Here is a 19,470-nt window from a genome sequence, read left to right as displayed (position 1 = left end):
GATCATGAAGATCTTCGCGCTCGTCGGACGCAGCGGTTCGGGCAAGACCACGCTGATGGAACGCCTCCTGCCGCATGTCCGCGCCCGGGGCCTGACGGTCTCGACCGTCAAGCACGCCCATCACGGCTTCGACATCGACAAGCCCGGCAAGGACTCCTGGCGTCACCGCGAGGCGGGGGCGAAGGAGGTGTTGCTGATCTCGGGCGGTCGCTGGGCGCTGCTGCACGAGGTGCGCGAGGCGGCCGAGCCGGTGCTCGAGGATCTGCTCTCCCGCCTCGCGCCGGTCGACGTCGTGCTGGTCGAGGGGTTCCATTCGCACGGTCTGCCGTCGATCGAGGTCCATCGCCCGAGCGAGGGCCATGCGCTGATGTGGTCGCCGGGATCGTCGATCGTCGCCGTCGCCTCCGACGAGCCGCTCTCCGGTGTCGGCGTGCCGTGCCTCGATCTCGATCGTCCCGAGACGATCGCCGCCTTCATCCTCGACCGTCTCGCCGCGACCGACCCGGCCGAGAAGCTCCGCGCCGCCGAGTGATACGGGGCTTCCGCGTCGTCGACCGTCTCCTTCCGTTCGGCTTCACCCTGAGGTGCCCGGCCGGAGGCCGGGCCTCGAAGGGCGAAGCCACGACGGGCTTTGCCTCTCGGCCCTTCGCCCTTCGAGGCTCGCTTGCGCTCGCACCTCAGGATGAAGGGCCTCTGCCTCCGCTCTGAGACCTCTCGTCAGCCAGCTTCCACTCGCGGCGTCTCGGTGGTGACGATCCGCCCGTCGCGCAGCGCGAAGATGCGGTCGAAGCGATCCCAGATCTTCTCGTCGTGGGTGACGACGACCACGGTGGCCGACTGTTCGGTCGCCACTTTCCGCAGGAGATCCATGACGATGCCGGCGCGCTCGCCGTCGAGCGCGGCGGTCGGCTCGTCGGCGAGGATGATGCGCGGCCGGTTGGCGAGCGCCCGGGCGATGGCGACGCGTTGCGCCTCGCCGCCCGACAGAGAGGACGGCGTCGCCGTCTTGCGATGGCCGACCTCGAGATAGTCGAGCAGTTCGTGCGCCCGGGCGAAGGCGGCATCGGGGGCGACGCCGGCCATGTCGAGGACGAGGGCGACGTTCTCGCTCACGTCGAGAAACGGCAGCAGGTTGTGGAACTGGAAGATGAAGCCGATCTTCTCGAGCCGCAGCGAGCGGAGGTCGGGGCGGAGCCAGCGGCCGTCCCACGCCGTCTCGCCGTCGAGCCGCATGGTGCCCGCCGAGGGCTCGACGATGCAGCCGACGAGGTTGAGGAGCGTCGTCTTGCCCGAGCCCGAGGGGCCGATGAGGCCGACCACCTCGCCGGGGAAGAGCGCGAGATCGACCGCCCTCAGCGCGTCGACACGGGTCTCGCCCTCGCCGTAGTGCTTGGCGAGGCCGACGAGTTCGATCAGCGGGCGGCGGGTGTCGTCGGTCATGTCAGCCTCCCAGCGCCTTGGCGGGATCGACCCGGAGGGCGAGGCGCACGCCGAGGCCGCTCGCCAGCAGACAGACCACGACGACCACGAGGGCCAATGCGGCGACGTCCTCCGGCTGCATCACGACGCGGCGGGGGAAGTTGTCCTTGACCGAGACGATCAGCGTCGCGCCGAGGGTGAAGCCGATGGTGCCGAGCGCCAACGCCTGCTGCACGATCAGCCCGACGATGCGGCGATCGGGGGCGCCGATCAGCTTCAGCGTGGCGATCTCGCGGATCTTGTCCATGGTCATGGTGTAGATGATCAGGGCGATGATCACGGTGGAGACGACGAGCAGCACGGTGGTGAAGAGACCGATCTGCTGACGGGCCTTCTCGACCACCGAGCGGGTCAGGATGGTCTCCTGCTCGGCTTGCGTCATCGCCGCGAGATGCTTCCACCGCTTGGCGGCATCGACGACGCTCTCGGCGGGGACGTTCTCCGAGATCCGAGCGACGACGGCGTTGATCGTGTCGGGCGTGCCGCTCGCGGTGGTGCCTCGGGCGGCCTCGCGGCGGGCGGGGGCGGGCGCCAGGCGGAACTGCAGCTCCTGGGAATCGCGCAGCGTCATCCACACCACCGGGTCACCGCCGGAGGCGACGGCGCCGCGCGTTGTGCCGACGACGGTGAAGGTGTCGTTGCCGAGGACGATGCGTTCGCCGAGGACGAGGCCGGTCTTGGCGTCGGCGACGAGTTCGAAGCGGCTGCGGGCGATGCCGCGACCCGAAACGATTTCGGGCGGTCCGCCGAGGCGGCCGAGCTCGTAGCCGACGACCTGGAGGCGGAGCTTGCGCTCGCCGTGGGTCGCTTCGAGCGCCTGGAAGGAGAGGGCGCCGGTTTCGGTGACACCGGCGAGGCGGGCGATGCTCTCGCGGGTGTCGCCGGGGATGCGCGAGCCTTCGGCGAAGGGGCCGCGGGTGCCGGTTTCCACCACCCAGACGTCGGCGCCGGGCGCGCGCACCAGCGCCAGCGCGTCGGCGACCAGCCCGCGATAGATGCCGATCATCGACAGCACGACGCCGAGCAGCAGGCCGAGGCCGAGGGCCGTCACCAGGAAGCGGCCGAGATGGTGGCGGATGTCGCGGGCGGCGAGGTTCATGGCCGTTTCTCCGTCGGCTCGGCGACCGTGGCGCGGCGGCCGGCGCGGAAGGCGGCGACGTCGCCGGAGACGACGGGAAGCGCACCGTCGGCGAGCCCACCGACGATCTCGACGCGGCCGTCGAGGAGGCGTGCGCCGATCGTCATGCGGGTCTCGGCGAGGCGGCCGTCGGCGACGGTCCAGCCGATCGCCTCGGCCGGGCCGACCATGCGCAGCGCGGTCTGCGGCACGAGGAGGGCACGGGCGAGACGGCGGGTCGTCACCTCGACCTCGGCCTGTTCGCCGAGGTGGAAGTCGGCCGGGCAGGTCTCGCAGGCGACGAAGACGCGGCGTTCCTCGCCGACGCGGTCGTTCTCGAGGCCGACGCGGGCGACGCGGCCGCGGAAGGTCTCGCCCGGACGCGAGCGCAGGCGCACGTCGGCCGGCTGGCCTTCGACCAGATCGCCGGCGCGGGCCTCGTCGACGAAGGCCTGGATCCAGACGGACGAAGGATCGACCAGACTGAACAGCGCCTCGCCCGGGTTCATCACCGAGCCGAGTTCGCGCAGGCGGGCGGTCACCACGCCGTCGAAGGGTGCGAGAAGGCGCAGCCGTTCGAGCAGCACGCCGTCGAGCGTCTCCTGGGCGCGGGCGGCGGTGAGATTGACGCGGGCGACGTCGACGTCGCGCAGGGCGACGCCGCCGTCGGCCTCGGCGACGCGGGCATCGAGTTCGGCGGTCTCGGCGGCTTCGACCGAGACGGTCTGGCGTTCGACCAGTGACCGGCGGCGCTCGTCGACGCGGCGCTTCTGCTGCGCGACGACGCGGCTGCGCTGGGCGAGCGCCTCGGCCTTGGCGAGCGCGGCTTCCGCCGCGGCGACCCCGGCACGCGACTTCTCCAGCCGGGCGCGGGCCTCGCCGTCCTCGATGCGGGCGAGGAGGGCGCCGGCCCTCACCCGATCGCCGTGGTCGGCGCCGAGCGTCACGAGCTGACCGCCGGTCTCGAAGCCGAGCCGGGTGGCGATGCGGGCCTCCTGGCTGCCGAGGCCGAAGACGCGGACCGCGACGTCGGTCTCGGCCCGGGCGACGGCGACCTCGACCGGGCGCGTCACGACGTAGACGCGGGCGGCGACCGCCACGGCGACGACGACGGCGGCGATGCGAAGCGACTTGGGGATCTTCTTCATGGCGCGTTGCCTTCGCGGTCGAGGAGGCCGGCGAGCTGGACGTCGAGGAGACGCGCGGCCTCGGCGACGAGATCGAAGGTGCGGCCGACCAGCGACCAGCGCAAGGCCGAGCTCTGGACGAGGCCGAGCACGAGGAGGGCGCCGTCCGGCGGGGCGACGCGGGCGCGCGGTCCGGCGGCGCCGAAGGCGGCGGCGAGGCGCTTCGCCAGTTCCCCCATCAGGCCGCGGAAGACCTCGGCGAGGGCGGCGTTGCCGACCCGGAGTTCGTGGGAGAAGACGATCGCCAGGATCGACGGCTCGGCGGCGACGAGGGCGGCCTGGGCGGCGATCAGCCGACGGATACGGTCGGCGGGACCTTCGGCGGTCGCCTCCGCCGCGTCCCAGGCCCGGCGCATACGGGCGGCGACGACCTCGGCGACGCCGATCCACAGCGCGTCGCGATTGGCGAAATGGCGGAAGACCGCCGGTTGGGTGATGCCGACCGCGTCGGCCACCGCCTGGATGGTGAGGCGATCCGGCCCGACCTCGATCGACAGCCGCAACACCGCCTCGACGATCTCGGCGCGCCGGACATCCGACGATTTCCGCATCGGTCGCTTCCCTTGGTTAGTTATCACGTACTAACTAACATGAGGCAGGGGGAGCGGCAAGCGAGGGGAAGGACGGATGGGGGGCAGGGGGAGTGGGGGTGGGGGAAGGTTCGGAGGGTTGAGGTGGAGATCACCCGCCGCCGCTTCACACCGCTGGTGCTGCCGGCGTATGGGCCTCGAAGTCCGAAGGCGACCGGCGCGTCGCTTCTCCGGCGAGACGACCTCCGCGCGGCTCGGTGGAGCCGTGGTCGACGCCGTGCGCGATGCTTCGAGACGGCGTTCTTCGAACGCCTCCTCGGCATGAGGCGCTTGTCTTTGCCGGGAAGTCCTTCGGAGCCTCATCCCGAGGAGCGCCGCAGGCGCGTCTCGAAGGATCGCGGAGGGCCTCGATCCACACCTCTTCGAAGAGGCATCGATCTTCGCGACGATCTTCGCCGCCCGGTGATCCGTGCGGCATCCTCTTGCGTATCTTGTTTCGGAACACGAAGAAGCGGTAGGGAAGGATGGCGATCATCACGGCTCTGCGGCGGGGAGGGCACTCGAGCGACATGTCTCCGGGAACCCGCCTCGCGGACATCGATCCGGACGGCCCCGAAGCCTCGATCCTCGCGGTCGCGGCGCAGCGGGATCGCGCGGCCTTCGCGCGGCTCCACGCGCAGTTCGCACCGCGACTCCTCGCCTTCCTCGCGCGCAGCGGCACCATCGATGCCGAAGCGGTCGTCCAGGAGACGATGCTCGCCGTCTGGCGCAAGGCCGAGCTCTTCGATCCGACCCAGGCGAGTGCCGCGACCTGGATCTTCACCATCGCCCGCAACCAGCGCATCGACGCGCTGCGGCGGGTCGGTCGGGCGACCTTCGTCGACGTCGCCGACCACGACGAGATCGACGACAGCCCCGACGGGGAGGCGCTGGTTCTGGCCGGCGAGCGCGAGGCCCGCGTTCGTGCGGCGCTGGCGGCGCTGCCCCCCGATCAGGCGGACGTGGTGCGCATGACCTATTTCACCGACAAGCCGCAGGTCGAGATCGCCCTCGATCTCGGCATTCCGCTCGGCACCGTCAAATCGCGGCTGCGTCTGGCGGCGAACCGCCTGCGCGCCCTGCTGGAGGCCGATCGATGAGCCCCCGCCATCACCCTTCCGACGCCACGCTGATGGCCCATGCCGCGGGAACGCTGTCGGCCGGGCCGCGGCTGGTCGTCGACATCCATCTCGACGCCTGCCCGCACTGCCGCGCCGCGGTCCGCGCCTTCGAGGCGGTCGGCGGCGCCCTGCTCGAGGCGATCGAGCCGGCGCCGATGGCGGCGGGCGCGCTCGACGCGCTCTTCGCCCGGATCGATGCCGAGGACGCCGCGGGTGTCGCCGGTTCCTCGATCGAGACGCCGCCGGAACCGGTCGCCCCGACGACGCCCGACGGCATCGTCCTGCCGGCGCGGCTCGCCGCCCATCGGGTCGGCCGCTGGCGGCGGATCGGCTCGGCGCTCGCCTTCGCGCGGGTCGAGATCGACGGCGACGCGGACGCCAACGTCATCCTGCTGCGCATTCCCGCCGCCGGCGGCGCGCCGCGCCACGGCCACACGGGCCGCGAGTTCACGCAGGTGCTGGTCGGTGGCTTCTCCGACGGCCGCGACGCCTACGGGCCGGGCGATCTGGTGGAGGCCGACGAGCACATCGACCATCGGCCGCAGGTCGACGCCGACGGCGAATGCATCTGCATCGCCGCGGTAGAGGGCCGCCTGCGCATCCACGGCATCGGCCGCCTGCTCCAGCCCTTCGTGGGGTTGTGACGGCGGGCGAAGGTTGGACGAGAAACGGGGGCCGATCGGCCCCCGTCTTCATGTCGTCTCCTCGTCGTCGCCCTCACTCCGCCGGCTTCGTCCGCGGCTCGGGCAGCACGACCGTCACCGCCTGCTCCGGCACCGGCGGGCGGGCGCGCAGGCGCAGCCCTTTCAGCCAGAGTTTCAGCGCCTCCCAGTGGATGGCGCCGACGACGCCCAGCGCTTGGAGCGGCGTGGTCAGGGCGATGCGCAGGAAGGCGGCGTCGCTCGCCTCGACGCGGTGGGCGAGATGGCGAGCGGTGAACATCGGGCCTTCCGCGTCGGAGACCTCGATTACCAGCGAGAAGGTCTCGCCGGGCGGGCTCACGCGGAAGCGGTAGGCGAGATCCATGTCCATGAAGGGCGAGACGTAGAAGCCCTTGTCGCAGGACTGGCGGATCTCGCCCTCGGTGCCCGCCTCGACCGGGATCAGGTAGCCGTGGCGCTCGCCGAAGGTGTTGTCGACCTCCCACAGGATCGCGGCGATCGACCCGTCGCGACGGTGGCAGAAGAAGACCGACAGCGGATTGAAGGCGCGGCCGAGGATGCGCGGCATGGTGAAGAGGCGGATCGGCCCGCCGTCGGGTTCGATCCCGGCGGCGCGCATCTCCGCCTCGATCGTCTCGCGCAAATGCCCCGAGCCGTCGCCGCGATCGGTCGGACGGAAGGACACGAGATTCGCCCGGCCGGCCGAGAAGAAGCGGAAGCGGCGATCGAGCGCGTCGAGTTCGTCGAGATCGATCAGCATCGACCAGATGCGCGAGGCGAGGCGATGCTCGCGCGGGCGCGTGCGGTGGTGGGTGACGTGGCCGCGATAGAGGCCGGAGGCGAGCGCGGTCATTCCGCGGCCTCCGCACGCGGGTGAGGCGCCGGCCGGGGCAGGCGATGGATGCGACCGTCGGCGTCGGCGACGCGCCAGGGGCGGATGACGTCGCCCGCCTCTTCGGCCGCCGCGAGGCCCGCCTGAAGCCCGTCCTCGTGGAAGCCGGCGCCGAAATGGGCGCCGCAGAACCAGGTGTCGCGCACGCCCTGCAGCGACCAGATCTCCTTCTGTGCCCGGAAGGTTCCGACGTCGAAGAGCGGGTGATCGTAGGCGATCTCGGCATGGACGGCTTCGCGGCGCGGTTCGCGCAGCGGGTTCAGCGTCACGAAAAGATCGGGCGTCTCGTCCCCGAGCGGCTGGAGGCGGTTCATCCAGTAGGTCACCGACAGGCGGCGATCGTGGCCGCGGCCGTCGGAGAGATAGTTCCAGCTCGCCCAGGCGCGACGGCGGCGCGGCATCAGGTCGGTGTCGCCGTGCAACACCGCGGTGTTGCGCGAATAACGGAAGGCCGAGAGGATGCGCCGCTCCTCGGCCGAGGGATCGGCGAGCAGCGCCAGCGCGCGGTCGGCATGGGTGGCGATCACCACGCGGTCGTAGCGTCGCGCGATGCCGGAGGCGTCGACGATCTCGACGCCGGCGGCGTCGCGGCGGATCGAGACGACGGGGCTCGCGACGCAGATCCTGTCGGCGAAGGGGGCGGCGAGGCGGGCGACGTAGTTGCGGCTGCCGCCGACCACGGTGCGCCAGACCGGCCGGCCGGTCACCTTCAGAAGGCCGTGGTTCTCGCAGAAGCGGACGAAGGCGGCGACCGGATAGCGGCCGACCTCCATCGCCGGGGTCGACCAGATCGCCGCGGCCATCGGATAGAGGTGATCCTCGCGGAAGGCGGCGCCGTAGCCGCGGGCGTCCAGCCAGTCGTCGAGGCTCTCCTCGCCCATCGTTGCGAGCGCCGCCGGGGCCTCGCGATAGAAGCGCAGGAGGTCGCGCATCATCGACCAGAAGCGCGGCCGGGCGACATTCGACGGCTGGGCGAGGAGGCCGGCGAGGTCGGTGCCGGCATATTCCAGCCGTCCCCGGTCGAGCGACACGGCGAAGCTCATGTCGGTCGCCGTGGTCTCGACGCCGAGGTGGTCGAAGAGCGCCGTCAGGTTGGGGTAGCAGGGCTCGTTGTAGACGATGAAGCCGGTGTCGACGGCGACGCGGCGGCCGGCGATCTCGACCTCGACGGTGTTGGAATGACCGCCGATGCGGGCATCCGCCTCGAAGACTTCGACGTCGTGGGCGCGGGAGAGCAGCCAAGCGGCCGAGAGGCCGGAAATCCCGGTGCCGATCACGGCGATGCGGCGGCGGTGGCGGGTGGTTTCGGTCATCGCGCGGGTCTCCCACGGCGCGGCGGAAACGCGGCGCCTTCGGAAGGTCTACGCACGGGAGGTGCGCGCGGATCGCCCGAGGGGGACGGGAGCGTGAAAAATATCAGTGAACGTGCGCAGGACGCCGAAGCTGGTCTCGTCGACCGGCACCGAGCTTCACGACTTCCGGCGCTTTGCCGAGCGTCGCGGCTGATCTCCCCTCCCATCAGGGGAGGGGTAGGGGGGTGGGGTGAACGGCGGTTCGTCTCGGCAAAGGCGGCCGCGGATCGTGCGTCGGCCGAAGCCGGCGCCTCGTTCGCGGCACTGCCGAACCCCACCCGCCTCGCTTCGCTCGGCACCCTCCCCTGAAGGGAGGGTGAAGCTGCCGCGACGCCGATGTTTCCATTGCCCGCGGCCTGCGTGGCGGCGAGCTCCCCCGCCTCAGGCGCCGGCGAAGCGGCAGCGTTCGACGAGGCGGAAGGGGGCGGTGTGGTCGTCCTGGCGGAAGATGGCGATGGCATCGACGCGGATGGTGCGGGCGGCGGCGCCGACCAGGGTCGCGAGCGCGGCGCGGATCGGCTCGCGGCGCTCTTCCGGCAACGGGCCGGTCAACGTCATGTGGAAGCGGAAGTCCTCGAAGACCCAGGGGTAGCCCCAGCGATCGACCGAGGCGACGTGGCGCGGTTCGGTGAGACCGGCGACGCGGCGCGCGCGCTCGGCCTCCGACAGGGGCGCACGGAAGGGCTCGAACAGCACGACGCAGTCGCCCGCCAGCCGGTCGAGCGCGGTCGAGCTGGCGCTCGGCACGATGGCGGTGAAGGCCTTCACCGTCGCGACCTCGAGGCCGGGCACGTCGAAGGGGCGGCTGGTCGCGGCGAAGCTGCGGGCGGCGTCGACGAGACCTGCCTCGGTGGTGCCGTCGGCGAGTTCGAACGGCGCCTTGAGCGTGGCGTGGAAACCGTAGCGGCGCGGTTCGGCGGTCAGATCCGCCCAGTCGGCGGCGTCGCAGGGCGGCGCGTCGGGGAAGGGCAGGGCCTCCCCCGTCACCGCGTCGCGGCCGATCACGGCCGAGGCGAGCTGCCACAGGGCGGTGTCGGCCGCCGGGGCGAAATAGACGGCATGGCGCGGCTTCGTCACGGGGGCTCTCTCCGACCTCAGGCGAGCGCGATGGTGCGCAGGAAGGCATCGACCGCCGCGCCGAGATCGCCGCCGTTGTCGATGGCGACGTCGGGCGGCGGCAGGTCCTCGGCCTCGAAGCGGCGGGCGAGACGGTCGCCGCTCGCCGCGTCGCTGCCGCGGCCGCGCGCCGCGATGCGGCCGGCGAGCACCTCGGCCGGGGCCGAGACCTCGACCACGGTGACGTCGGGCCAGCGGTCGCGCGCCTCGCGGACGATGGTGCGCGAGACGTTGACCACAACGGTGCGGCCCTCGGCGAGATCGGAGACGATGCGGGCCGGAATGCCGTAGCGGTGGCCGTGCGCCTCCCAGGCGAGGGCGAAGCCGCCGAGATCGGCGATCGCGGCGAATTCCGAAGCGCCGGCGGCGATGTTGTCCTCCGCCGCGCTCGCCGGCCGGGTGACCACCCGGCGCGGGAAGGCGTAGCGGGGATCGTCGCCGAGCCGCTCACGGGCGGCGGCGATCAGCGTGTCCTTGCCGGCCCCCGACGGGCCGACCACCAGCACCAGCCGGCCGGGCAGCACCTCGGTGGTGGTCTCGGCGGGCCGATCGCGGCGACGAGTCGACGGTTCCTGCATCACGACACCCTGCGGCCGAGACGGAAGACCTCCCGTACCACGGGATGGCGATCGAGGAGACGGACGCGGACGAGGTCGCCGCGTTTTCCCCGCGCGATTTCGCCGCGGTCGGTCATGCCGGTGGCTTCCGCCGGGTTCTTCGACACGGTGCGGATGGCGCCGGCGAGGCCGCCGATCGCCGCCACGTCGGCGAGGCCGAAGGCACCCTCGATCAGGCTGACGGGGACGTAGTCCGACGACAGGATGTCGAGATGGCCGGCCTCGGCGAGCGCGATCGCCGAGACGTTGCCGGAATGCGAGCCGCCGCGCACCACGTTGGGCGCGCCCATCAGCACGGCGAGGCCGGCGGCATGCGAGGCGGCGGCGGCCTCGAGCGTGGTCGGGAACTCGGCGACCTGGACGCGGTCGGCGACCGATTCCTCGACGTGCTCGACCGTGGTGTCGTCGTGGCTCGCCAGAGCGACGCCGCGGGCATGGCCGATGTCGACCAGGGCGCGGCGATGGACGACGCCGTAGCGCTCGTGCAGGCGGACGCGCTCGGCGAAGAAGGCGTCGAGCTCTGCCTCGCTCATGCCCTTCTTCTTGCCGCGGTAGTAGTCGCGCAGCTTCTCGGCGTCGCGGAACTGGCGCTGGCCGGGCGTGTGGTCCATCAGCGACAGGAGGCGCACGTCGAAGCGGCCGAGATATTCGCGCGCCTGATCGAGCACGTCGGCGGCGCAGATCTCGCAGCGCAGGTGGGTGTGGTGATCGACCCGCAGCAGGCCGGTCGCCTTGGCCTTCTCGATCGCGTCGCCGAGTTCGAAGAGCCGGGCGCCGAGCATCGAGCTGTCGCCGTCGGAACCGGCGCGCAGGCTGTCGAAGACGGTGGTGATGCCGGCCGCGGCGATCTGGGCGTCGTAGGAGAAGACGGCCGAGAAGGGCTCCCAGAACACTTTCGGGCGCGGCGAATAGTGCGGCTCGATGTGGTCGGTGTGGAGTTCGACCAGACCGGGGACGAGGATGTCGTCGCCCCAGTCCTCGGCTTCCTCGAGGATGCGATCCTCCTCGATGGCGACGATCACGCCGTTCTCGACCACGACGGTGCCGGGGACGACCCGGTCGGCGAGGACGATCGAACGGGAGGCGACGGCGAGCGAGCCGACCGGCTCGGCGACGGCGGAAGCGGTCACGGGTTCGACGATGGTCATGGCGTCTCGTGCTTTTCCAGGAAGGCTTCGATCGAAAGGTCGCGGAAGTCGGATACCGCCTGCTCGAGACGGTCGTGTGACCAGTCCCACCAGGCGAGCCGAGTCATCCGCTCCGCGAGGTCCGGCGCCATGCGGCGACGGATTTCCTTGGCCGGCACGCCGCCGACGATGGTGTAGGGGGCGACGTCCTTCGCCACCACCGCGCCGGCCGCGATCACCGCGCCGTCGCCGACGGTGACGCCGGCGAGCACGGTGACGCCGTGGCCGATCCACACGTCGTTGCCGATGCGGGTGCGCGCGGCACGGCGGTCGGCGAAGAAGGCGTGGTCGCGGATCTCCGCCGGGAAATAGTATTCCGGCGTGTAGGACAGGCGATGGATGGTCGCCCGGTCGAGCGGGTGGTTCGGCGGGCCGATGCGGCAGTCGGCGGCGATCGCGGTGAAGCGGCCGATGTCGGCATCGGCGACCGCCGAGCGCTGCATCACGTAGGACCAGTCGCCGATCGTCGCATATTCGACGTGGACGTGGTCGCCGAGTTCGACGAAGCGGCCGACGGTCGTCTCGCGCAGGCGGACGTCGGTGCCGAAGAGGCCGGCCTCGCCGATCTTGCCGTGAGCGGCCTTGGAAACGGGAGCGTTCATGCGGCGACCCTCCGTTCGGCGAAGGCGGCGACGTCGACGATGCGGCTGGCGACCCGGTCGCGCACGTCGGCGTCGTGGAAGATGCCGAGAAGGGCGGTTCCCGCCGCCTTGCGCGCCTCGATCAGCTCGACCACGGCGGCGCGGTTCTCGGCGTCGAGCGAGGCGGTCGGCTCGTCGAGGAGCAGGAGCCTCGCGTCGGCGACGAGGCCGCGGGCGATGTTGACGCGCTGCTGCTCGCCGCCCGAGAAGGTCGCCGGCGGCAGCAGCCACAGGCGCTCGGGAACATTGAGCCGGCGAAGCAATGCTTCCGCTCGGTCACGCGCGTCCTCGGCCGAGTGGCCGCGGACGAGGGCCGGTTCCATCACCACGTCGATGGTGGCGACGCGCGGGACGACGCGGAGGAACTGGCTGACCCAGGACATGGTCGAGCGGCGCAGCGCGATGACGTCGCGCGGCGCGGCGGTGGCGACGTCGACGGTGCCGTCGGGCGTCTTCACGCGGATCGCGCCGCGGTCGACGCCGTAGTTGCCCCAGACCATCTTGAGGATCGACGACTTGCCGGCGCCCGAGGGGCCGCCGAGCACGACGCATTCGCCGGCATGGACGTCGAAGGCGACGTCGTCGACGACGGGAATGGTCAGGCCGCCGCGCAGATGCATGGTGAAGTGCTTGGCGACGTCGCGGACCGCGAGGATCGGATCGGTCTCAGTCATGGTCGGCCTCACGGTTGCAGGATCGAGGAGACGAGGAGCTGGGTGTAGGGCGCCTGCGGATCGTCGAGGACGCGATCGGTCAGCCCTTCCTCGATCACCCGGCCGGCGCGCATCACCATGATGCGGTCGGAGAGGAGGCGGGCGACGGCGAGGTCGTGGGTGACGACGATCACCGCCAGCCCCATGTCGGCGACGAGGCGGCGGACGAGATCGAGCAGGCGCGCCTGCACCGAGACGTCGAGGCCGCCGGTCGGCTCGTCCATGAAGACGAGGCGGGGGGCGGTGACGAGGTTGCGGGCGATCTGCAGGCGCTGGCGCATGCCGCCGGAATAGGCGGTCGGCTTCTCGTCGATGCGGGTCGGGTCGATCTCGACGCGGTCGAGCCAGTCCTCGGCCTTGGCGCGGATGTCGCCGTAGTGGCGGGCGCCGACGGCCATCAGCCGCTCACCGACGTTGCCGCCGGCCGAGACGCCCATGCGCAGGCCCTGCGCCGCGTCCTGATGGACGAAGCCCCAGTCGGTGCGGAAGAGATGGCGGCGTTCCGCCTCGGTGAGGGCACCGAGATCGCGGGTCTCGCCGTCGCGCAGCCGATAGTGGACCTCACCGGAGGAGGGCGCGAGGCGGCCGGAGAGCAGCGACAGCAGGGTCGACTTGCCGGAGCCGCTCTCGCCGACGATCGCCAGGACCTCGCCCTCGCGGATGTCGAAGGAGACGTCGCGACAGCCGAGCCGGTCGCCGTACCAACGGGTGAGGCCGCGGGCCTCGAGCAGGAAGGGAGCGGTCACGGGCGTTCCTCCGGGGTTTCGACGGCCAGCATTTCGCCGACATGGCCCGCGGCGCGGCGGTCCTCGCAGTGGTCGGTGTCGGAGCAGACGAACATCCGGCCGCCGCGGTCGTCGATCACCACCTCGTCGAGGAACGAGTCGGTGGCGCCGCAGAGCGCGCAGGGGGCGTCGAACTTGGTGCGTTCGAAGGGATGGTCGTCGAAGTCGAGGCTCTCGACCCGGGTGAAGGGCGGCAGCGCATAGACGCGCTTCTCGCGGCCGGCGCCGAAGAGCTGCAGCGCCGGGCTCATGTGGAGCTTCGGGTTGTCGAACTTCGGGATCGGCGAGGGGTCCATCACGTAGCGGCCCTCGACCTTGACCGGATAGGCATAGGTCTTGGCGATGTGGCCGTGGGTGGCGATGTCCTCGTAGAGTTTCACCTGCATCAGCCCGTAGTCGGCGAGCGCATGCATCACCCGCGTCTCGGTCTCGCGTGGCTCGAGGAAGCGCAAGGGTTCCGGGATCGGCACCTGGAACACCAGGGTCTGACCGGCGACGAGCGGCTTTTCCGGGATGCGGTGACGGGTCTGGATCACCGTCGCCTCGGCGGTCTTCGTCGTCGTCGCGACGCCGGCGGTCTTCTCGAAGAAGGCGCGGATCGACACTGCGTTGGTGGTGTCGTCGGCGCCCTGGTCGATGACCTTCAGGACATCGTCGGGGCCGAGGATGGCGGCGGTCACCTGGATGCCGCCGGTGCCCCAGCCGTAGGGCATCGGCATGTCGCGCGAGGCGAAGGGGACCTGATGGCCGGGGATCGCCACCGCCTTCAAGAGCGCCCGGCGGATCATCCGCTTGGTCTGCTCGTCGAGGTAGGCGAAGTTGTAGCCCTGGACGGTACGGCTCGGCGCGTTCATTGGGCGGCCTCCGCGAGTGCGATCTCATCGTCCGCCGCGTGGGCCGCGGCGCGTGCTTCGTGTTCGGCCCGCATCTGGCGGACCAGCGCCAGCTCGGCCTGGAAGTCGACGTAGTGCGGCAGCTTCAGGTGCTCGACGAAGCCGGTCGCCTGGATGTTGTCGGCGTGGGAGAGGACGAATTCCTGATCCTGCGCCGGGGCGATGACCTCGCCGCCGAGCTCTTCGGTGCGCAGCGCCCGGTCGACCAGTGCCATCGCCAGCGCCTTGCGCTCGGACTGGCCGAAGACCAGGCCGTAGCCGCGGGTGAAGGTCGGGGCGACCGAGGCCGATCCGGCGAACTGGTTGATCATCTGGCACTCGGTGACGGCGATGCGGCCGAGCGGTACGGGGAAGTCGAGTTCGGGCACGTCGATCTCGACCTCGACGGCTCCGAATCTTATTTCGCCGGCGAAGGGATGGGTCGATCCGTAGCCGCGCTGGGTCGAATAGCCGAGCGCCAGCAGGAAGCCCTCGTCGCCGCGGGCGAGCTGTTGCAAGCGGACGTCGCGGGTGGCGGGCACCCGCAGCGGGGCGCGGGTGAGGTCGCCGACCGGGGCGTCGTCGGCGCCCGGCGTCTCGTCCTCGACCAGGCCTTCGAGCGCGAGAAGCTCGGTGACGCGCGGGACGGCGCCGATCGCGGCTTCCGCAATCGTTTCGGATGCCGCCGGTTCGGCCCATTCGAGCGTATGGTCGACCGTTTCGGTTTCTCCGGCTTCGAGACCGAAGTCGATCAGGCGATGGGTGTAGTCGAAGGTCGGTCCGAGGATCTGGCCACCGGGCAGGTCCTTGTAGGTCGCCGAGATGCGCCGTTCGATCGCCATGGCGGCGGTGTCGATCGGCCGCGAGGCGCCGAAACGCGGCAGCGTGGTGCGATAGGCGCGCACCAGGAAGGCGGCCTCGACCAGATCGCCGCGTGCCTGCTTGATGGCGAGCGCGGCGAGGCGGCGGTCGAAGAGCGAGCCTTCGTTCATCACCCGGTCGACGGCGAGCGCCAGCTGGTCGTCGATCTGGGCGGGGGCGATTTCGGCGACGTCGCGGGGGCCGCGGCGGCGATCGGCGAGCAGCGCGTGGGCGCGGCGGATGGCGGCGGCGCCGCCCTTGACCGAGACATACATCAGCCGATCTCCTCGATCCGGGTGGTGCGGGGCAGGGCCATGACCGCGGTCGGGCCGGCCAGCACGAGGTCGATGCCGCGCGGGAAGAGCGCGCGATTGGCGGCGCCGCGAGCGGCGAGATCGGCCGGGGCTCCGGCGATCGCCACCTCCCGCACCGTCTCGATGCCGGGGCCGGAGAGGCGCCAGCGGCGGGCGCCGGGAAGCGTCTCGTCGAAGCCCGCGACCTGAAGGATCGCGGTGGTCGAATGCGACGGGTCGACGTCGGTGCCGACGGCGAATGTCTCCCAGCCGGGCACGGCGCTCGCGTCGGCGATCACGGCGAAGGCGGCGGAACCGGCGTCTTCGGAGAGCGGCGCGCCGGTGTGGAAGGCGATCCAGGCGGCGGTGGCCTCGGTCGAGAGCGCCGCGTCGCGCCACACGGTCGTCTCGAAGTCGGCGAGCGTCGCCACCACGGCGGCGGCGACCGGCGAGAGCGGCGCCGGCGCGTCCTTGATGCCGGCGACGGCGATCACCCGGCCGGGTTCGGCCATGGCGTCGAGGACGGCGCGGAAGACGTCGCGGGCATCGCGGACCGGATCGGCGAAGCCGGGGGCGAGGGTTGCCGCCGCGGTGCGGGGGGCGGGCGCGTTCATCGGTCTTCTCCGCGGACCATGGTGAAGAAGTCGACCCGGGTGCCGGCGACCGCCGCCGCGCGGGCGGTCTCTTCGGCCTCGAGGCGGGCGGCGAGGGGCGTGAGCACGCGGGCGTCGAGGGTGGCGCGGGTGTCGCCGCCCTCCTGCCACAGCGCGTCGAGGATGGCGGCGTCGCGCGCCGCCCGACCGTCGCGGCCGAGGCGATGGGCGAAGCCGACGGTGCCGGAGGGCAGGCGTACCGCGGCGCGGGCGACGGTCGCCTCGCCGAGGTTGAAGGGGGCGCCGGTGCCGCCCATGCGGCCGCGCAGCATGACGAGGCCGATCTCCGGGGCGCGGAGGTCGACGATTCCTTCCGGCGCCAGCGCGCGGACGGGGGCGAGGTCTTCGGCCTCGGCGCGGGCGGCGAGCGCCATGACGGCGCGGCGGGCGGCGTCCGCGGGGGCGATGTCGCGCCCGCGATCGGTCTCGGCAGTGGGCTTGTCCTGGGTGGCCATGGGGTGCCTCGTCGGTGGTCCGTGTCGAGTTGTCTATAGATCTAGATGTTTATACTTTTGTGACGGAACCGTGGTAAAGCCCTTTTCGTCGATCCGATGGAACGACGAACGGGAGACGAGGACGTGACGGCGGAAACGAAGAGCGCGGGGCTCGCCCGTGGGCGCGGCATCGCGGTGTGGCGGCAGGTGACGGAACTGCTCGAGGCGAAGATCGCCGACGGCGAGTGGGCGGCCGGCACGCGGCTGCCGACCGAGGCCGAGCTGGCGCTGCGCTACGGCGTCAACCGCCACACGGTGCGTCAGGCGCTGCGCGATCTCGCCGAACGCGGCATGGTGCGCGCCGTCCAGGGCTCGGGGACCTATGTGGAGCGGGCGCCGCTCGCCTATCCGATCGGACCGCGCACGCGCTTTTCCGACATCGTGGTGGCGCAGGCGCGCGAGCCTTCGGGCGAGCTGCTGTCGGCCACGCGCGAACTCCCGACCGCGCCGATCGCCGCGGCGCTGAGGCTCGCGTCGGGCGAGGAGATCGTGCGGCTCGAGACGGTCCGGCGCGCCGACGGCGTGCCGATCTCCTGGGCGCTGACGGCGGTTTCCGCGACACGCTTTCCCGACGTCGCCGAGATCTATGCGCGCACGGGGTCCTTCACCGCCGCCTTCAAGGCCGGCGGGGTCGAGGACTATTGGCGGGCGGAAACGCGGATCGGCGCGCGGATCGCCGACGATCTCGATGCCCGACGGCTGGAGATCGCGGTCGGGCGTCCGGTGATCGAGATCGACTGCATCAACTCCGACCTCGAGGGCCACCCGATCCAGTGGGCGCGGGCGCGTTTCGCCGGCGACCGGGTGCGGGTGACGGTCGGGTGATCGGAGGCGGGGTGTGAGTACCCCGTCGGCCTCGTGCAGAGGCCTTCACCCTGAGGTGCCCGGCCCTGCCGGGCCTCGAAGGGCGAAGGGCCGAGAGGCACCGCCCGTCGACGGCTTCGTGTTTCGAGGCTCGCTTCGCTCGCACCTCAACATGAAGCCGAACAGAGGAAGACGGAGACCTCTCGGAGGGTGATCACGTCTCGATGCGGCGTTCGCCGATGATGGCGAAGCGGATGCGGGCGGAGATCTGGTCGATCGCCGCGACGGTCGCCAGAACCATCAGCACCAGGAGCGACACCTGCGCCCATTCCAGCGTGCGGATCGCTTCCGACAGCCACAGGCCGATGCCGCCGGCGCCGACGATGCCGATGATCGTCGCCGAACGGGTGTTGCTCTCGAAATAGTAGAGCACCTGGCCGGCGATCACCGGCAGGATCTGCGGCAGGATGCCGAAGCGGATCTGGGCGAGGCGCGAGCCGCCGGAGGCCGCGATGCCCTCGACCGGCTTGTTGTCGACCGCCTCGATCGCCTCGGAGAACAGCTTGCCGAAGGCGCCGAAGTCCGAGGACATGATGGCGAGGATGCCGGCGAAGGGGCCGAGGCCGACGACGTTGATCCAGATCAGCGCCCAGATCAGCGTGTCGACGCCGCGGATCGTGTCGAGGAAGCGGCGCGTCAGGAAATGCGGCAGGCGGAAGCCCATGACGTTGCGCGCCGCCATGAAGCCGAAGGGAAAGGCGAGGACCGCCGCGGCCAGCGTACCGAGCAGCGCGATCGCCACCGTCTCGGCGAGCCCGTTGACGAAGAGGCCGAAGCGCGCCCAGCTGCCGGCGGACGGCGGCACCATCAGCGTCAGGAAGTGACCGAGCTGGGTGAGCCCCGAGCCGATGCGGGCGAAGGAGAATTCGAACCGCCACAGCGCGAAGACGAGGAGTGCCGCGAGGCCGACGACGATGCCCACGCCGATCGCGCGGGCGGCCGGGTCGCCGCGGAAGACCTGCGGGTGGCGCTTCTCGAGGTCGGCGCGGTTGGCGCGGGCCGCGGGGCCGAGGGCGGCGCGGATGCGGCGGGTCTGCGACAGCACGCCGTCGAGATCGCTCGGAGACTTGACGACGACGCTCATGCCCGAGCCTCCCCGGAGACGAGACGATGGCGGATCCGCTCGGTGACGAGATCGATCAGCATCACCGTGGCGATGATCACGACGAGGATCGCCGAGACGTCGGCGTAATAGAACTTGCGGATCGCCTCGATCAGGTCCTGACCGATGCCGCCGGCACCGACGAAGCCCATGACGGCGGCGCCGCGCACGTTGATCTCGAAGCGCAGCAGCGCGTAGCTGGCGAAGTTGGCCGCGACCTGCGGCACGGCGGCGAAGCGGACGGTCTGCCACCAGGTGCCGCCGGCGGCGAGCGTGCCCTCGACCGGGCGCATGTCGATGTTCTCGACCACCTCGCAGAACATCTTGCCGAGCGCGCCGGCGGTGTGGATGGCGAGCGCCAGCACGCCCGGCATCGGGCCGAGGCCGAAGGCGATGACGAAGATCAGCGCGAAGACCAGTTCCGGCACGGTGCGGCAGAATTCGAGCAGGCGCTTGACCGAGAGGCGCACGGCGGCATGGCGGCCGAGGTTCTTCGCCGCCATGAAGGAGAAGAAGAAGGCGGCGATCGCCCCCATCAGCGTGCCGGCATAGGCGATCAGCAGCGTATCGCCGATGAGGCGGGCCCAGCGGACGATGCCCCACATCCATTCGCCCGGCGCAACGAAGACCGGCCGGCCGGTGTAGGCGCCGGTGTCGAAGACGAAGATGCGGCCGAAATAGTCGCCGATCGAGCCGATGCGCGCGAACATCCGCGCCGGATCGACCCCGGCGAAGACACCGGAAGCCACGACGACGACGACGAGCACGGCGAAGGCCGCGAGCGTCGTGTTGCGCCGCGCGCGGGTCGCCTCGGCATGGGCGCGGGCGAGCTCGGCGAGGCGGTCGGCCGGCAGGCGGGGCAGGGTGGTCGGCAAGGGCGCGCTCGCAGGTGT

General features: G+C 71.5%; 22 protein-coding genes. 4 read left to right on the top strand and 18 right to left on the bottom strand.

Features of this window, described 5'->3' with window-relative positions:
* Window positions 1-4 precede the first annotated feature (4 nt).
* Complete coding sequence (gene mobB / locus ACT53U_RS01815; RefSeq protein ID WP_476152249.1) at window positions 5-532, top strand: molybdopterin-guanine dinucleotide biosynthesis protein B; 528 nt, start codon at window positions 5-7, stop codon at window positions 530-532.
* 185 nt (window positions 533-717) lie between these two features.
* Here mobB and ACT53U_RS01810 read toward each other — a convergent pair whose 3' ends face one another.
* The 4 genes from ACT53U_RS01810 to ACT53U_RS01795 are packed head-to-tail and all read right to left on the bottom strand — an operon-like array spanning window position 718 to window position 4,334.
* Window positions 718-1,440, bottom strand: coding sequence for an ABC transporter ATP-binding protein (locus ACT53U_RS01810; RefSeq protein ID WP_476152247.1), 723 nt, complete (start codon window positions 1,438-1,440; stop codon window positions 718-720).
* 1 nt (window position 1,441) lies between these two features.
* Window positions 1,442-2,578 (bottom strand): ABC transporter permease, encoded by a 1,137-nt coding sequence (locus ACT53U_RS01805; protein ID WP_476152245.1) that lies wholly within the window; start codon window positions 2,576-2,578, stop codon window positions 1,442-1,444.
* On the bottom strand, window positions 2,575-3,744 hold the full coding sequence (locus tag ACT53U_RS01800) for an efflux RND transporter periplasmic adaptor subunit (protein WP_476152244.1): 1,170 nt from the start codon (window positions 3,742-3,744) through the stop codon (window positions 2,575-2,577). Before ACT53U_RS01800 ends, ACT53U_RS01805 begins: the two co-directional genes overlap by 4 nt.
* Window positions 3,741-4,334 carry a TetR/AcrR family transcriptional regulator gene (locus tag ACT53U_RS01795; RefSeq protein ID WP_476152242.1) on the bottom strand — a complete coding sequence of 198 codons (594 nt, stop codon included), beginning with the start codon at window positions 4,332-4,334 and terminating at the stop codon, window positions 3,741-3,743. Before ACT53U_RS01795 ends, ACT53U_RS01800 begins: the two co-directional genes overlap by 4 nt.
* A gap of 548 nt (window positions 4,335-4,882) precedes the next feature.
* On the opposite strand from ACT53U_RS01795, the gene ACT53U_RS01790 reads away from it, so the two are divergent.
* Both ACT53U_RS01790 and ACT53U_RS01785 read left to right on the top strand, forming a co-directional pair.
* A complete protein-coding gene (locus tag ACT53U_RS01790; protein WP_476152240.1) occupies window positions 4,883-5,452 on the top strand; it encodes a sigma-70 family RNA polymerase sigma factor in 570 nt (189 codons plus the stop codon).
* Window positions 5,449-6,117, top strand: a complete 669-nt coding sequence (locus tag ACT53U_RS01785; RefSeq protein WP_476152239.1) for a ChrR family anti-sigma-E factor — start codon at window positions 5,449-5,451, stop codon at window positions 6,115-6,117. Before ACT53U_RS01790 ends, ACT53U_RS01785 begins: the two co-directional genes overlap by 4 nt.
* A gap of 73 nt (window positions 6,118-6,190) precedes the next feature.
* On the opposite strand, the gene ACT53U_RS01780 is transcribed toward ACT53U_RS01785, so the two are convergent.
* The 12 genes from ACT53U_RS01780 to phnG all read right to left on the bottom strand — a co-directional run bounded on the left by ACT53U_RS01780 (window position 6,191) and on the right by phnG (window position 16,572).
* The gene (locus ACT53U_RS01780) at window positions 6,191-6,988 is read right to left on the bottom strand and encodes a DUF1365 domain-containing protein (RefSeq protein WP_476152238.1); all 798 of its coding nucleotides are present in this window, start codon (window positions 6,986-6,988) and stop codon (window positions 6,191-6,193) included.
* The gene (locus ACT53U_RS01775; RefSeq protein ID WP_476152237.1) at window positions 6,985-8,340 is read right to left on the bottom strand and encodes an NAD(P)/FAD-dependent oxidoreductase; all 1,356 of its coding nucleotides are present in this window, start codon (window positions 8,338-8,340) and stop codon (window positions 6,985-6,987) included. Before ACT53U_RS01775 ends, ACT53U_RS01780 begins: the two co-directional genes overlap by 4 nt.
* A 420-nt stretch (window positions 8,341-8,760) precedes the next feature.
* The gene (locus tag ACT53U_RS01770) at window positions 8,761-9,456 is read right to left on the bottom strand and encodes a DUF1045 domain-containing protein (protein ID WP_476152236.1); all 696 of its coding nucleotides are present in this window, start codon (window positions 9,454-9,456) and stop codon (window positions 8,761-8,763) included.
* A gap of 17 nt (window positions 9,457-9,473) precedes the next feature.
* Window positions 9,474-10,073, bottom strand: coding sequence for a phosphonate metabolism protein/1,5-bisphosphokinase (PRPP-forming) PhnN (phnN, locus tag ACT53U_RS01765; protein ID WP_476152234.1), 600 nt, complete (start codon window positions 10,071-10,073; stop codon window positions 9,474-9,476).
* The gene (locus tag ACT53U_RS01760) at window positions 10,073-11,260 is read right to left on the bottom strand and encodes an alpha-D-ribose 1-methylphosphonate 5-triphosphate diphosphatase (RefSeq protein ID WP_476152233.1); all 1,188 of its coding nucleotides are present in this window, start codon (window positions 11,258-11,260) and stop codon (window positions 10,073-10,075) included. The genes phnN and ACT53U_RS01760 overlap by 1 nt, the downstream gene beginning before the upstream one ends.
* Entirely contained in the window at window positions 11,257-11,901 is a 645-nt protein-coding gene (locus ACT53U_RS01755) for a DapH/DapD/GlmU-related protein (RefSeq protein ID WP_476152231.1), read from the bottom strand. The genes ACT53U_RS01760 and ACT53U_RS01755 overlap by 4 nt, the downstream gene beginning before the upstream one ends.
* Entirely contained in the window at window positions 11,898-12,614 is a 717-nt protein-coding gene (gene phnL, locus ACT53U_RS01750; RefSeq protein ID WP_476152230.1) for a phosphonate C-P lyase system protein PhnL, read from the bottom strand. The genes ACT53U_RS01755 and phnL overlap by 4 nt, the downstream gene beginning before the upstream one ends.
* 8 nt (window positions 12,615-12,622) lie before the next feature.
* Window positions 12,623-13,399 carry a phosphonate C-P lyase system protein PhnK gene (gene phnK, locus ACT53U_RS01745; protein ID WP_476152229.1) on the bottom strand — a complete coding sequence of 259 codons (777 nt, stop codon included), beginning with the start codon at window positions 13,397-13,399 and terminating at the stop codon, window positions 12,623-12,625.
* Window positions 13,396-14,292, bottom strand: a complete 897-nt coding sequence (locus ACT53U_RS01740) for an alpha-D-ribose 1-methylphosphonate 5-phosphate C-P-lyase PhnJ (protein WP_476152227.1) — start codon at window positions 14,290-14,292, stop codon at window positions 13,396-13,398. The genes phnK and ACT53U_RS01740 overlap by 4 nt, the downstream gene beginning before the upstream one ends.
* Window positions 14,289-15,446 (bottom strand): carbon-phosphorus lyase complex subunit, encoded by a 1,158-nt coding sequence (locus ACT53U_RS01735; RefSeq protein ID WP_476152225.1) that lies wholly within the window; start codon window positions 15,444-15,446, stop codon window positions 14,289-14,291. The genes ACT53U_RS01740 and ACT53U_RS01735 overlap by 4 nt, the downstream gene beginning before the upstream one ends.
* The gene (phnH, locus tag ACT53U_RS01730) at window positions 15,446-16,078 is read right to left on the bottom strand and encodes a phosphonate C-P lyase system protein PhnH (RefSeq protein WP_476152223.1); all 633 of its coding nucleotides are present in this window, start codon (window positions 16,076-16,078) and stop codon (window positions 15,446-15,448) included. Before phnH ends, ACT53U_RS01735 begins: the two co-directional genes overlap by 1 nt.
* Window positions 16,075-16,572, bottom strand: a complete 498-nt coding sequence (phnG, locus tag ACT53U_RS01725) for a phosphonate C-P lyase system protein PhnG (protein WP_476152222.1) — start codon at window positions 16,570-16,572, stop codon at window positions 16,075-16,077. The genes phnH and phnG overlap by 4 nt, the downstream gene beginning before the upstream one ends.
* A 123-nt stretch (window positions 16,573-16,695) precedes the next feature.
* Here phnG and phnF point away from each other — a divergent pair, with 123 nt between their 5' ends.
* The gene (phnF, locus tag ACT53U_RS01720; protein WP_476152220.1) at window positions 16,696-17,436 is read left to right on the top strand and encodes a phosphonate metabolism transcriptional regulator PhnF; all 741 of its coding nucleotides are present in this window, start codon (window positions 16,696-16,698) and stop codon (window positions 17,434-17,436) included.
* 193 nt (window positions 17,437-17,629) lie between these two features.
* Here phnF and phnE (ACT53U_RS01715) read toward each other — a convergent pair whose 3' ends face one another.
* Both phnE (ACT53U_RS01715) and phnE (ACT53U_RS01710) read right to left on the bottom strand, forming a co-directional pair.
* Window positions 17,630-18,559, bottom strand: coding sequence for a phosphonate ABC transporter, permease protein PhnE (phnE, locus tag ACT53U_RS01715; RefSeq protein ID WP_476152218.1), 930 nt, complete (start codon window positions 18,557-18,559; stop codon window positions 17,630-17,632).
* Window positions 18,556-19,452, bottom strand: a complete 897-nt coding sequence (gene phnE / locus ACT53U_RS01710; RefSeq protein ID WP_476152216.1) for a phosphonate ABC transporter, permease protein PhnE — start codon at window positions 19,450-19,452, stop codon at window positions 18,556-18,558. Before phnE (ACT53U_RS01710) ends, phnE (ACT53U_RS01715) begins: the two co-directional genes overlap by 4 nt.
* Between the last annotated feature and the right edge of the window lie 18 nt (window positions 19,453-19,470).

It is taken from the genome of Pinisolibacter sp. DMC19, from assembly GCF_056313985.1.
Note: the sequence above shows the minus strand (reverse complement) of the source record. Positions and strands in the feature narration are given on the sequence as shown.